The sequence below is a fragment of the Dyadobacter sp. AC419 genome (assembly GCF_979253085.1).
In genome coordinates, this window is sequence record NZ_CEEDCD010000019.1 from 85,029 (window position 1) to 99,264 (window position 14,236).

General features: G+C 44.8%; 11 protein-coding genes and 1 tRNA gene. 7 read left to right on the plus strand and 5 right to left on the minus strand.

Going from position 1 to position 14,236, the window contains the following annotated elements; translation table 11 throughout:
- Positions 1–75 precede the first annotated feature (75 nt).
- Positions 76–2,451: a prolyl oligopeptidase family serine peptidase gene (locus tag AC0IYG_RS13960; RefSeq protein WP_471711673.1), complete on the minus strand. Its 2,376-nt coding sequence runs from the start codon at positions 2,449–2,451 to the stop codon at positions 76–78.
- A gap of 86 nt (positions 2,452–2,537) precedes the next feature.
- Between AC0IYG_RS13960 and AC0IYG_RS13965 the strand changes: the two genes are divergently transcribed.
- Together AC0IYG_RS13965 and AC0IYG_RS13970 are read left to right on the plus strand one after the other, a co-directional pair.
- On the plus strand, positions 2,538–5,039 hold the full coding sequence (locus tag AC0IYG_RS13965; protein WP_471711674.1) for a M1 family metallopeptidase: 2,502 nt from the start codon (positions 2,538–2,540) through the stop codon (positions 5,037–5,039).
- A 112-nt stretch (positions 5,040–5,151) separates the two neighbouring features.
- Complete coding sequence (locus tag AC0IYG_RS13970) at positions 5,152–5,652, plus strand: DinB family protein (RefSeq protein ID WP_471711675.1); 501 nt, start codon at positions 5,152–5,154, stop codon at positions 5,650–5,652.
- 3 nt (positions 5,653–5,655) lie between these two features.
- On the opposite strand, the gene AC0IYG_RS13975 is transcribed toward AC0IYG_RS13970, so the two are convergent.
- The 4 genes from AC0IYG_RS13975 to budA form a co-directional block, all read right to left on the minus strand.
- The gene (locus AC0IYG_RS13975; protein WP_471711676.1) at positions 5,656–6,288 is read right to left on the minus strand and encodes an HAD family hydrolase; all 633 of its coding nucleotides are present in this window, start codon (positions 6,286–6,288) and stop codon (positions 5,656–5,658) included.
- 52 nt (positions 6,289–6,340) lie between these two features.
- The gene (locus tag AC0IYG_RS13980; protein WP_471711677.1) at positions 6,341–6,835 is read right to left on the minus strand and encodes a hypothetical protein; all 495 of its coding nucleotides are present in this window, start codon (positions 6,833–6,835) and stop codon (positions 6,341–6,343) included.
- 134 nt (positions 6,836–6,969) lie between these two features.
- Positions 6,970–7,992 carry an alpha/beta hydrolase gene (locus AC0IYG_RS13985; protein WP_471711678.1) on the minus strand — a complete coding sequence of 341 codons (1,023 nt, stop codon included), beginning with the start codon at positions 7,990–7,992 and terminating at the stop codon, positions 6,970–6,972.
- Positions 7,993–8,025: 33 nt separating this feature from the next.
- Positions 8,026–8,868, minus strand: a complete 843-nt coding sequence (gene budA, locus AC0IYG_RS13990) for an acetolactate decarboxylase (protein ID WP_471711679.1) — start codon at positions 8,866–8,868, stop codon at positions 8,026–8,028.
- Between the two features lie 240 nt (positions 8,869–9,108).
- On the opposite strand from budA, the gene AC0IYG_RS13995 reads away from it, so the two are divergent.
- The 5 genes from AC0IYG_RS13995 to AC0IYG_RS14015 all read left to right on the plus strand — a co-directional run bounded on the left by AC0IYG_RS13995 (position 9,109) and on the right by AC0IYG_RS14015 (position 14,126).
- The gene (locus tag AC0IYG_RS13995; RefSeq protein ID WP_471711680.1) at positions 9,109–10,317 is read left to right on the plus strand and encodes a dipeptidase; all 1,209 of its coding nucleotides are present in this window, start codon (positions 9,109–9,111) and stop codon (positions 10,315–10,317) included.
- A gap of 123 nt (positions 10,318–10,440) precedes the next feature.
- Positions 10,441–12,450 carry a 1,4-alpha-glucan branching protein GlgB gene (gene glgB, locus AC0IYG_RS14000; protein ID WP_471711681.1) on the plus strand — a complete coding sequence of 670 codons (2,010 nt, stop codon included), beginning with the start codon at positions 10,441–10,443 and terminating at the stop codon, positions 12,448–12,450.
- Between the two features lie 114 nt (positions 12,451–12,564).
- A complete protein-coding gene (locus AC0IYG_RS14005; protein WP_471711682.1) occupies positions 12,565–13,248 on the plus strand; it encodes a hypothetical protein in 684 nt (227 codons plus the stop codon).
- A gap of 23 nt (positions 13,249–13,271) precedes the next feature.
- On the plus strand, positions 13,272–13,943 hold the full coding sequence (locus AC0IYG_RS14010) for an NUDIX hydrolase (RefSeq protein ID WP_471711683.1): 672 nt from the start codon (positions 13,272–13,274) through the stop codon (positions 13,941–13,943).
- 108 nt (positions 13,944–14,051) lie between these two features.
- A tRNA-Arg gene (locus AC0IYG_RS14015) sits at positions 14,052–14,126 on the plus strand.
- The last annotated feature ends 110 nt before the right edge of the window (positions 14,127–14,236 follow it).

Consider the following 14,236-nt stretch of genomic DNA (forward strand, 5'->3'; position numbering starts at 1 on the left):
CTGCTGCCTTGCATTAAATATGATGTGCCATTAGTTCAAAGTCACTTACTGACCTAAAACTAATGGCATTTACATTTACAATTTCTCTTCAAAAAGCTTCAATATGCGCTTGTATTCGTCCGTCCAGGATGAAGCTTCTACAAATGCATGATCTTCCATAGGATAGGAGGCAAGCTCCCAATTGTTTTTCCCGAGTTCGATCAGTCGCTGAGAAAGCCGGACAACATCCTGATAATGCACATTTACATCCACCATTCCATGACACATTAACAAGTGATTTTTGAGTCCGGCTGCGTGATAGATTGGTGAACTTTTGCGGTAAGCAATGCTGTCGGCTTGGGGTTCATTCAAAATGTTAGCCGTGTAAGGATGGTTGTATGCAGCCCAGTCAGTCACGGGCCGCAATGCTGCGCCGGCTGCAAAGACCTCCGGCGTTGTGAACAGGCCCATTAATGTGATAAATCCGCCATATGAACCTCCGTAAATGCCTATTTTTTTCGGGTTAATGCCGTAGTTTTTGATCAGCCATCTTGCGCCGTCCGTGTTGTCTGTCAAATCTTTGCCACCCATAAATCGATAAATGCCTGTGCGCCAGTCGCGACCGTATCCTGAACTTGCCCGGTAATCCAGGTCGAGCACTGTATAACCCTTATCCGTAAGCATATTATTGAACATATATTCACGGAAATACTGGCTCCACCATTTGTGCGCATTTTGCAGATAACCAGCGCCGTGCACGAAGATTACAGCCTTTCCATTTGATTTTTTCGGTTCGTAAACCCTTGCATAAATGTCCTGGCCATCCGTTGCTTTGATCGTCACAACCTTCGCTTTTCTCCACGGATAGGACAAAAATTCTTCGCTTACTGACCTTGTAATCTGTTCCGGTTGACTGATTTTTACATTGGAAGCGGACGAATTATTCGCCACAAAAAGCTCCCAGGGCACATTACTTTGTGAAAATCGGATCGCAAGTTTATTCTCATCCGGTGAAAGTGTGACTTCGTTGGCACCCGTTTGCTGCGTGATGCGGGTGCGTTGCCCACCGGATGCAGCCATCTTATAAAAGTGCTGCTCGCCGGGATGCAATTCATTGGTTATGAGGTAAAAATACTTTTTATCTTTGGACAAAACCACATTTTGCACCTCGAACTTCCCCGATGTCAATGCTGTCTTTTTGCCAGTTGTTACGTCCAGACTATACAAATGTGAGTAACCCGTTTCTTCGCTTTGGAAATAAATCGTGTTGTCATTAATATAACCGATTTCACCTGAACTCATCGGATAACCGCCAATGCCGGGCCCGCCGATCCAGGCTTCATCTCGCTGGCGATCCAGTTGTTTCAATGTTAATGTTGCAGGATCAAGCGCCATGATCCAGCGGTCTTTCCCATCCATTGAACGGATGACTACGACGGCATTTTTCCCATTATCCGACCAAAACGGGCCGTTGATCACCACATCCCGTTCCTTATTTTTCCAGGCCGAATCTTGTTTGGGATAGTCTTTCAGATAATCCGGCTTGTCGTTAATGCCCGGAATGTCTTTCACTACAACCTTCAATGTGGTGTCCTTTTGCACATTGTAAACCCAAAATTCCGTTGCAGCCGCAGGCGCGCCCACTTTCGTTCTTGCAGAAATATCTTCTGTAAAACCCGATTCGGTAACGTAGTTGGGGACGATTGTCGATTTAGCAGATTTGTTGGAAGCGGTTAATCGGTAAGTCACAAACTTCCCATCCGGACTCAATTGCAGATTCGAAACGTTCTTTTCGCCCAGGTAAATTTCTTTTGGATAAGCCGCTTTTTCGGTGTCCGTGATTTTCTTGCCCGCATCTTTTTTGTCTTTCCTTTCTTTCAAAACCTCAAACATAGACAGCTGATCGTCTTTCAAGAATTTCTCCTGGCCTTCCAGCTTGGCGTCGGTTTTATTTGCACCAGTCTTGAAATCAGTTAGTTGGGTAAGAAGGCCGTCGGTTAAGCCCATGCTGAACAGGTTCATCCCCCTCGTAAAAACGACCCGCTGCTCGTCACCGCTGAAATTCGGATTGTTCTCACGTTCGACTGTGTTGGTCAGCTGCCGGATTTTAAAGTCGGCTGTTGAAATCAAAAACAAGTCACCATTCTTTTCATAAAGTCGCTGCGTTTTTTGCTTGTTATAAACGGCACTTTTTGCAGGCAAAATCCTTCGCTCACCGGGCGTAACTTTCTTTATTTTCTTGGAAACAAGCTCATAGGCATAGAGCGAATCGCTTGGATTTTTATCCGGATTCCAATTGAAATAAATGGTTTTGCTATCCTCCGACCACGCAATGTCAGTCGGCGAAGTCCCGATCCACATTTTAGGGTCCCGCATAATCTTCTCAACACGCAACTGCCCAAGTTTCTGAGCCTGTATTGAACCGGAAATAAAAAGAAGCGCAAAGATTGAGAGGCGTAGAATTTTGAACATGAAAAGAATAAGGCAGGTGAGAATAAGTTTTTGACTCAAAATTAACATTGCAAGTGCTATTTTTGGCCATTACTGATAACTCACTTATGAAAATTTTTTGCTGGATTGCGTTTGTAATGTTGTTTTTGGTTGAATTTGGATGCTCGGAGAAAAAATCTGCATTACCGGAAAAAGGCGTTAGTTATCAGCTTAATGAGCGTCGCAAAAAGACGATCGACAGCATCCGTTACAACATTCAGCTCGACATTCCGAGCCAGAAAAACGAACCGATTAAGGGAATCGAGACCGTCAGTTTTAATCTGAATGCTTTGGATTCGGCGCTTGTTCTGGATTTTAATTCAGATAGCACACACATTATTTCGGTGCAATCGGAAGGTGATGAAATTGAATTCACAGTTGCCAATCAGCATCTTATTATTGAGCCGGCTGCGCTTAAAAGTGGGCGAAACATGCTCACAATCGGCTTCATAGCAGGCAACCTTTCGCTGAACCGGAGTGACGAATATTTATATACGCTCTTTGTTCCCGACCGCGCATCCACTTGCTTCCCATTGTTCGATCAGCCAAATCTCAAAGCAACATATGAACTTACATTAAGCGTCCCGGAGAGCTGGCAGGCGGTTTCGAACGGGAGCTTGAAATCCAAAACAATGCGCAGCGGCAAATGCGTTTTTCAATTTGCCGAAACCAAACCAATCAGCTCATATTTGTTTGCTTTCGCAGCTGGTAAATTTTCCAAATTAGAAAAAACATTGAGCGGCCGGCCAATGACAATGTATTATCGGGAAACTGATTCGGTAAAGGTGAACCGCAACACGGACGAGATTTTCAGGCTGCATGCAAAATCGCTCGCCTGGCTGGAAGATTATTCCAACATTCCTTATCCTTTTGAAAAATTCGATTTCGTGCTCATTCCTTCGTTTCAATATGGCGGCATGGAGCATCCGGGTTCTATTTTTTACAATGAGTCTTCACTATTTCTTGACGAAAATGCTTCTGTAAATGAGCGTATGGCGCGTGCGAGCGTCGTTGCGCACGAATCGGCGCACATGTGGTTTGGTGACCTTGTTACTATGGACTGGTTTAATGACGTCTGGCTGAAAGAGGTTTTTGCCAATTTTATGGCTGCCAAAATCGTCCACCCGAGCTTTCCGGAAATAAATCACGATCTGCGCTTTTTGCTCGCACATTATCCAGCCGCTTACGACGTCGACCGCACCGCCGGAACGAATCCGATTTTGCAGGAACTTGGCAATTTAAAGAACGCCGGGACTTTGTATGGAGCGATCATTTACATGAAAGCACCAATCGTAATGCGACAATTGGAGCGGAAAATTGGCGTGAAGCTGATGCAGGAAAGTCTGCGCGATTATCTGAAAAAGTATGCGTACAGCAATGCGCGCTGGGACGACCTGATCCAGATCATTGATCAGAAAACACCGCTCGACATTGCGGATTGGAGCAAAGTTTGGGTGAAAACGCCAGGGATGCCGGAATATGCTGGTTCAGGCTCGGAAGAAAATAAATTTGTCCAAAAACCGGATTCTGTTGCAAACCGGACCTGGCAGCAACCGGTTACTTTTTCGGTAATCGATAGAAAAAACGACCAGTTTTATTTCCCAAATCCTGACGGAACGGGTTACGGTTATTTTGCTATGGATAGCGCGAGTACAGCGAGCTTTTTTGAAACCTACAATGAACATGGGGATGCGCTTTTTTCCAAACCTGTGTTTCGCGGTTCCATGCTTGTGAATGTTTGGGAAGGATTTTTGCGCGGCGACGGGCCGGCACCGGACAATCTTTTAAAACACGTGCTCCGGGCATTGCCGAAAGAAAAGGACCCGCTGCTGACTGATTATTTGTTGGGAAGGCTGCAAAGTCTGTGGTGGTCGTTTTTAAGTGATCAAAACAGGACTAAATATCAGGCAGAAGTGGAGAAAGTAGCCTGGGATTTGCTCAACAAAACGGTGGATAAGGGAATTAAAAAGTCTTATTTCCGGACATTTAAGCGTGTTGGTCTGAGCCAGGATGCTGTTAATAAAATGGAATCGCTTTGGAATGGCAAACTGGTAATCAAGGATCTGGTTTTGTCGGAAGAAGATAAAATTTCGCTTGCTTATGAGCTTGCGATCAGGACTTCGGGTGATGCCAATGCGATATTGAAAACGCAACTGGACAGCACCAAAAACCCCGATCGCAAGGCCAGAATGCAGTTTGTGATCCCTTCACTGAGTCAGGAAGAGGCCAAGCGCAATGCATTTTTTGAATCGCTTAAAAAACCTGAGAACAGGGAAAAAGAAGCCTGGGTGCTGGATGGTCTGGCTAATTTGCACCATCCTTTAAGAGCCGCAAGCGCCGTGAAATATTTGCGTCCCTCCCTTGATTTGTTACAAGAAATCCAGCTAACCGGCGACATTTTCTTCCCAACGCGCTGGACTAACACGACTTTCTCAGGACATTCATCAATCGAGGCGACGAACATTGCTTACACATTTCTGAAATCACATCCGGATTATCCTTACTTCCTGAAAAACAAGGTTTTGCAAGCCGTGGATATGCCGCAACGAGCAGCGAAGTTGAAACGGTAAGTGCTATTGTTCCTGATTTGGCGAGTAAGTAACGATGTCAATGCCGCGGGGTCTTAAAAATGAGTCAGTCGGGCATTGTTTTTTTGCATTTTTAGGTAAAAAACATTTAGCTATGGACAACAGATCATTTGCAGCTGCCTATATACAGGAGCTTGATGCAGAGTACACTGCGACCAGAAAATGCCTGGAAAGAATTCCCGAATCAGTTTATGGTTTCAAGCCTCATCCTAAATCAATGGAAATGGGTTACCTCACTTTCCTAGTTGCTGAAATCCCGCTTTGGGTTGCATTGATGGTTGAGGATGGAGTCATTGATTTTGTGACATTCAAGCATTTCGACACGCGCGAAACGCAAGCCCTTGTTAACCACTTCGAAGAAAATATGCAGCGGGCGAAAGATGCTTTGCAAAATGCAACGGATGAGCAGTTTAACCGTGATTTCGAGCTAAAAAACAATGGACAGCTTTTGTACGCACAACCCATGATTGCCGCAATCGGATCGACGATCAATCACTGGGTGCATCACCGCGGTCAATTAACCGTTTATATGCGGCTCAACGACATTGCAGTCCCATCCGTGTACGGGCCTTCGGCAGATGACAAAGTGTTTTGATATTTAAGCAACGTTGTTAAAGCGTTCTTTTTTCAGGTTTTCCAAAATCTCTTTTGTAGACTCAAACCCAGTATGGTGGAAGGCTCGCAATCCGAGCTTTTTCGCCATATTGGCAAACATAATGCGGTCGTCGAAATACACGCATTGACTTGGCGTCGCCTGAGCAATGCCCATTGCGAGCTCAAAAATCCGTGGATCCGGCTTGCGCATTTTTACTTCGCAGGAAGAGATGAAAGCGTCAAAACAGGTGTGCAATTTGAATTTTTGAACGCGGTAATCATTCAGTTCTTTGCCTTCGTTGTTGATGGAAATGATGCGAAAGCCGCAATCTTTTTTCCACTCTTTCAGCCACGCAAGCATTCCCGGCAGCTCAACGGATTGCGCATACATAAATTCCTTGAAATCTTCCCGGACGAAATCTCTCGGATGGTTGAAAATTACCGTGTCCAGATATTGATCCAGATCGACGCTTCCAATTTCGTAAACGTTGAAAATAAAGTTGTGAAGCTGATCCATCTCTTTATAATCAAGTCCGAATTTTTCTGCTGCCAAAATCCGGGATTCATGCCCCCAGCCGTTGCTAAGCAGCACGCCGCCAATATCAAAGAAAAGAATTTTAAGGTCACTGATTTGCATTGCGATTGAAGATTCAGGTAAGCGATGTAACTCCGACCGGCAATATATGCATTCAATCCATATCTAAAAACACTCCGCTATGATATGAGGGCACATAAGTCGCTAAAAAGAACTTTCGGAACGCCTTGTCATTTCGCATAAAAGCGGCAACATCCAACCCGCGAAAAGCAAGAACGCTGACCTTGGAAAACTGAATGCGCTCGTGTCCGCTGCGCCGAATGATCATCAGCGTATCGCCATGTTTTCTTCGTCCAGCCTTTAATTTGAAGGTAAAAGAATCGCCATTGGGCATAGGGCCCGGGATGTGATGATAGCCCGGATCTCCGTCAATCGAAGCTTTGACCATAACTGCATAGTTCGATTTCCGGAGTCCGTACTTTCTGAGTGGAATGCGGTAAACGTCGCCAGAAGCGGAATCGAATGTAATGTTAGCAATCCGCAACTCGGAACATTGCATGTCACTGGAAACGAATGTGGCCTGCGCAATGCAATGAAAGGAGATCAATGCTGCGATAACACAGCTGATGAGAATCAATAAAATTTTCATGGCTAATAGATGATATGAACTTGCAATGTGCCAGTTGCCGACAACTGACAATACAAAATTCCATAAATCAGCCACGCCAAAAAATCAACAATTTTAATGAGACCGCGAGCGATGATTTCGAGGCTTCGGGAATGTTATTTCACTGTTCTTTTAGCCCAGTTGAAGATGGTGGAGTAGACTTCTTCGCGGATGGGTTTTCTGGACAGAATCAGGTCGTGCATGCCGCCGGGGATGGCTTGAATGCTGTATTGGCCCACGATATTTTGCGCCTTACGCGCGACTTCGTCAACATTAAGCACAGCATCGCCGGTAAATAGTGCTTCACTCCACTTTTTTTCATCAATGGATTTTGCAGCATGCAGCACCAGCACGGGCTTATCGATTTGTAAACCTTGTTCCAGTTGCAACTGGCCGAGATGAACAGCGCGGATCCAGCCAATGTTCACCGGCGGGACAATGTGCGGTTTCCAGCCAAGATTATAGGTCCATTCGCCATGTGCGTCTTTATGCAAACTTTCTCCATATAAAGGAGTTATCCCGGCGCTGATCGATGTTTCGGGATGTTTTTCAGCTCTTTTAACCATCATCGGCAAAGCCGTTTTCTTCAAACCAGAAACATTTAAGTCGAAAAAAGGACTGTTTAAAAGAACGGCTTCGAAAAGCTCATTTCCTTTATGCGCGGACGCGTAAAGCGAAACCGTTAATCCGCCTAATGAATGTCCGCTCAACAGAATTTTTTCCGAGCCTTCGCTTTTCATAATGTGTAGCACGGTGTCGATATCAGCGAAATATTCTGACAAATCACGAACATTATTAAACTTTTGATTACTTAAAAATGACCGTCCGTATTTGCGCAAATCGACCGCATAAAAGTTGTAACCTTCGCTGATGAATCGCTCTGCCATTTCTTCCTGAAAGAAATAGTCATTGAACCCATGTACATATAATACGGCTTTGTTGCTCTTTTCGGGAGTTGGCTTTTTGATCACCGTGCATGTTACACTTCCCTCATAATCAGATGGCTGGACAATGGTTGCTTGTTTGAAACCATGCCCCAGAATGTCAGCATAATAAGTGACTTGTCCGAAAGCAGCGGCGCAGCCCAACAGGTTGAGGGCGCAGAAAAGCAATATGTTTTTGGATAAAGCGTGCATCATTGTTTAAATCTCCATCGGGCCGAAAGCATAAATTTACTCGATTTTTTTAAGCTCAGCACCGCGATCCGGTTTGAGATTAACATTCATGAATTCCGCATTGGTGTTGTTTTCAATGGTAAATCCTTTGGCATAATCGATTTCAACGACAACGGAATTGGCCTTAAACTTGAAAATATGCCCGCCGGCTTTCAAATCATCCGCAATGTAATGCAAGTGAAAGCCCGGAACATTAGTCCTGGCCAGATAGGGCGGAAGCAAAAAACCAATGCAGCTGCCGGTCGTATTTACGTAGTTAAAAAGCTTTTGATTTTCACCAAGATGGGCTGTTAGCGTTTTATAAGGCGGTTTGGCCGGACTTGCTGCGCGCGTGGTCATTGTTGAAAATGTGCCGCTGATCTTGATCGCATATATCGTGTTTGCATTCAGTTTGTCAACCAAAAGCTCCTGTATTTTTTCGTAAGTCAGGTTAGGTTCATTGAAACGAATGATCGTATCGCTTTTGAAAAATTTAACAAAAGCAGCCGAAGTGCTGTCTATGTCCGGAACCTCCTTAACCAGCCCGTCAGCGCTCATTTTGTACACACGGCCTTTAATCATCATTAATTCGCCATCGACTTTATTAAATGTCCCGACGCCGAAGTCACCTTTTGTCTTCAACTTTCCAATGCGCAGGTCGCCGTCGAAAACACCCGCCATTAGTGCATCAATGATCGAGTATTGATACATAAAATCCTGCTCAATTGCGCCCGAAGTGCTTTTTGTAGTTTTGGAAACCGATTGGCGGGGTGAATGACAGCTTTGCAAAAAGCCGAAAGCGAGGGCAGCAATGACAATTGAAAATGTATGCAATCGGGTTTTGAGGAGATATTTTTTCATATATAATAAGGAGGATGGTTTTGTAGGGTAAGCCTGTCAGGCTCAATTAAAATGCAAGGTAAGTTTTGTCTGCCTAACGACTGCATTGATGCGGCAGATTGCATTGCAAATTTAACTGAATAGAATCTTGGCAGTGATAATTAGGAGTAAATGAAGGAAAAGGCTTGCTGAGTTGATAAATCAGAAAAAAAGGCTCAACTTAAAAACAGATCAAATCCTAACACCAATCACTCCTGTTAAATGAAAAAGCTATTACTCTTGTTATCGCTGCCGGTTCTTTCGCTGGCGCAAACTGCCCCAGTGAAAATGTCGCCCAAAGCTGCAAAAATTCACGAAAAGGCGCTCACAATTGATACGCATGCCGATGTGCCAATCAATATGATGAAGCCTGGTTTCGACATTGCGGTGGAACATGACTATGAAAAAGACCGCTCGCAAATCGATTTTCCGCGCATGATCAAGGGCGGGATGGACGGAATGTTTTTCGCAGTTTATTTGGGACAAGGCAAACGTTCGGATGAAGCGAATGCCGAAGCCAAGCAAAAAGCGCTGGCCATTTTTGACAAAATTCATGAATCTGTAAAACTGAACCCCGCTGTCGCCGGCATTGCTACGACTTCAAAAGATGCTTATCGCTTGCAAAAAGAGGGTAAACGTGCCGTTTTTATTGGCATGGAAAATGGCTGGCCAGTTGGTAAGGACATTGCAAACCTCAAACAATATTATGATCTCGGCTTGCGCTACGTCACATTATCACATTCATCCAATAACGATATCTGCGACTCTTCCACAGACGGCGATGGGCCAGAATTCAACGGTTTAAGCGCTTTTGGCGAAGAAGTTGTTAAAGAAATGAACCGGTTGGGCATGATGGTTGACATTTCCCACGTTTCGGACTCGACTTTTTATGATGTAATCAAATTGACAAAAGCGCCTGTTATCGCTTCGCATTCGTCTTGCCGCGCATTGTGCGACGTTCCGCGTAATATGACGGATGAAATGATCAAGACTTTGGCAAAAAACGGAGGCGTAATCCAGATCAATTTTGTGCCTGGATTTGTCAAAAAACCTTCTCAACCACATGAAATGTCACTGAAAGCATTGCGTTTGAAGATTCGTCAGACGGATTTATCAGATGCAGACAAAAAGGCGCTGCGGGATGAAATGAAAGCGATTAATGAGAAATATAAGTCGGATATGCCAACGCTCAAAGAAGCGGTTGATCACATTGAGCACGTTATTAAGCTGACAAGTGTGGATCACGTGGGCATAGGAATGGATCTTGACGGCGGCGGCGAGGTGATCGGACTGCACGATGTGAGCCAGATTGGCGGCATTACGGAAGAACTTGTACAACGCGGTTACTCGGCAAAAGACATCGAGAAAATCTGGGGCGGTAACATTATGCGGGTGTTGGACCAGGTTGAGAAGGCTGCGGGCAGCATGTAATTATGCCGCTGTAATTGACTGTATTAACAATTAAGCCTAAAAAAATATATACATTTTGAGAAATAGTTTAATAAAATTATAAATCTTACATGCTCGTAGGAATTCTAAAATTGTGTATTACAAATGGCTAAGTCAACTGGTAAAAAAAAGACAGAACCAATTTCTGATCCTGCTGAAAGTCAGATGGACGTTGTCCGGGATCACGGGTTGAATGCGGTAGAAACTATTAGCCGTTTTACAGAATTTGATATTCACCTTTTTCGTCAGGGGAAACATTACAAACTTTACGAGAAACTTGGCTCGCACGTAATGGAAGTAAAAGGCGTTACCGGAACCTATTTCGCGGTTTGGGCGCCTAATGCGACATACATATCGGTTATCGGGAATTTTAATGGATGGAACCAGGGCACGCATGCGCTGGCTGCCAGATGGGACAGCTCGGGGATTTGGGAGGGCTGGATTCCGGATGTGGGAGTAGGAGAGGTTTACAAGTATTTTATTGTATCTCAAACCGGCCAGTCGCAGGAAAAATCCGACCCGTTTGCGCTTTGGTGCGAAGTTGCGCCAAGGACTGCTTCCATTGTCTGGGACACCTGGTATGAATGGAATGACGCGGAATGGATGAAAATCCGCAAGGAAAAAAACAAGCTGAATGCACCAATTTCGGTTTATGAAGTGCATTTGGGTTCCTGGCAGCGCGATCCTTCCGATCCTGAAAGATATTTGACCTACAAAGAAATCGCCGTGAGCCTCGTTCCTTATGTAAAGGAAATGGGTTTTACGCACGTGGAGCTGATGCCGATTATGGAGCATCCTTATCCGCCATCGTGGGGTTACCAGATTACGGGATATTTCTCGTGCGCTTCGCGAATGGGGACTCCGCAGGAATTAATGTATCTGATCGATCAGCTGCACCAGGCAGGCATCGGCGTTTATGTTGACTGGGTGCCTTCTCACTTTCCGGGCGATGCACATGGATTATTCCGCTTTGACGGAACATCGCTTTATGAGCATGAAGACCCAAGGAAAGGCTATCACCCGGACTGGAAAAGCTACATTTTCAACTACGGTCGCAATGAAGTTCGCTCATTTCTGATTAGTAATGCCATTTTTTGGCTCGACAGATATCATACGGATGGACTTCGTGTGGATGCAGTTGCTTCAATGCTTTACCTGGATTATTCAAGGAAACATGGCGAATGGATTCCTAACGAGTTCGGCGGTCGCGAAAACCTGGAAGCAATCTCATTGTTAAGAGAAATGAATGTTGCCGCTTATACAGAGTTTCCTGACATTCAAACCATTGCAGAAGAATCCACTGCTTTTCCGGGCGTATCCCGTCCGGTTTTCGTAGGCGGTCTGGGTTTTGGCATGAAATGGATGATGGGTTGGATGAACGACACATTGAAGTATTTTGAAATGGATCCTTCATTCCGCAAATGGCATCAGGACCAGCTGACATTCAGTTTGGTATATGCATTTTCAGAAAACTTTATGCTGCCCTTCTCGCATGACGAAGTGGTTTATGGCAAGAAATCGCTGATTAATAAAATGCCGGGCGATGAGTGGCAGAAGTTTGCGAATCTGAGGTTAATGTTCACCTACATGTTTACGCATCCGGGAACGAAGCTCATGTTCATGGGTTGCGAATTTGGGCAGACGTCCGAATGGGCATTTCAGCGCAGCCTTGACTGGCATTTGCTTGAAAATCCGGCGCATAAGGGCATGAAAGATTGTGTTACTGCCTTGAATCATTTATACAAGACCGAGCCGGCGATGTACGATTTCTCATTCTCGCACGACGGATTTGAATGGATCGATACGCAGGACAGAGAAAACTCTGTTTTGGTTTTTGCAAGAAAAGCATTGGATCCCGCTCAAAACCTGGTCATAGTGCTGAATCTGACGCCGGTGCCCCGCATTGGTTACCGGGTGGGCGTGCTCACGGAAGGCAGCTGGCAGGAAATCTTTAATTCCGATGCGGCGTCATTTGGCGGAAGCGGCGTTATCAATTACAATCCGGTTGCTTCTGAGGGACATCAATGGCATGGAAAAAGCAATTCACTGATCCTGGATCTTCCGCCGATGGGAGCAATTGTTCTTAAGAAAAGTCCAGCGCAAATAGCAAACTAAGCTGTAAAAGGCCGTTTGCTTAATTTGTCACCATACTTAAGGCAGAGATGCAGATCTCTGCCTTATTTTTTTGTACATTTTTTTACCTTTGCCCATCACATCATTTAAAAATCAATGAAAAGCTTCCGCTTAATAGTACTATTTGTCTTTCTTGGTTCAATTCAGGGGTTTGCGCAAAGTCTGTCACGTGTGACATCAGGCATTGATCTGGGGGTAGGTTATCAGGACAAAGAATGGGTGCCGTCGATCATGTATCATCAGGAACTGAGCCTTGCGAATTTCCAATGGTTCCGGATTGGCTGGGGCGTTCGCACGTGGGGATATTACGCTGGCAGGACTAATTTGCTGCCAAAAAACAATGCACTATCACAGGACACACTCGAATTCGGCAGGTTAACTGCAAATGGAGCAAGCTTTTTACTTGGTGCAAATGTCCGGTTATGGCGATTTGACATTGGTGCAAATACCGACATTTTCGGCATTGCATTCGGGCTAAGAAGAAATGGGCTTTATACCAAGCCGACTTTCTCGGAAGGCGAAGGCGCCGACTATTATAACAAATACGTGAAAAGCAATCCCGCCACATTGAACTTGCTTCCGTTGGCGATGGACAACCAAAATGGACAATCAGAAGTGTTCCTTCGCTATTGGGTTACGGATCGCATTGGTGTGAAACTGGGCTACACGCACGGAAGGATCGTTTATGCAACCGAAGTGAAGCTTGACAACGGCCAAAAGCGTTTCAGTAAAAGTTACGGCGTTCCATACATTGCCATCGCATTTCCCCTCTACAATTAATTCCAGGCATTTAGCATTATACCATGAGCGAAAAGCTTACCGACTCACATAAATACAATCTTTGGAAAAATAAGCTGGAAAGTAACGGGCTCGAAATTCACAATATCGATGAGCTTTACAGCCGCAGAACGGGCCATGGAGAAATCCTTTTTTCGCTGCTTTACACGGATGCAACAACTCCCGAAGGCAACAAAATTCCGCCGATCTGTTTTTTAAAAGGCGAAGTTGTCAGCGTTCTCATCTGCTTTATTGATTCAGAAACCAGAGAAAAATACTTGTTACTGGTTCAGCAGCGGAGAATTTGTGATGGGTCTATGACTTACGAGCATCCGGCAGGAATGCTGGACAGCGAAAGTGATGCAGCAGCCGTTGCCGCAAGGGAAGTTTTCGAAGAAACAGGTATTTCCGTTGAAATAGAGCAGCTTATTCAGGTTAATAAAGAGCCATTCTATCCATCCACCGGCACGAGCGACGAGGCAATGTATATGTTTTATTGCGAATTGGAATTGAGCTCCGAAGCGATCCAATCGTATCATAATCAGACTCAGGGGCTGCTTTCGGATCACGAGTACATTAAGACGCACGTGGTTCCATTCGTAGAGGGCCACCGTCTGATCAACAATGTAAACGGCGTGCTGCTCGATTATCTATATCTCAAAGATGTCGGCGACTGGGAGCTGCTGAAACAATTGTAAGGCCTTATTTTGCCAAAAAGTAGCAACTAATTTTCCGTTGCAGTTGCTGAAAAGACAAAATACGGGCTATATTTGCACCCCGTTACAGGCATACGGCCTGTCAAAAAAGCACCCATAGTTCAATGGATAGAATTTCGGTTTCCGGTACCGACGATATGAGTTCGAATCTCGTTGGGTGCACCAGATAACTTACTAAAACCAATCAAAACCCTGCAAATCAATGATTTACGGGGTTTTTGTTTTTTTGAAAGATGTCAAAATTTGCAATTTTTAACAAAACTTTGGTGAGCAAA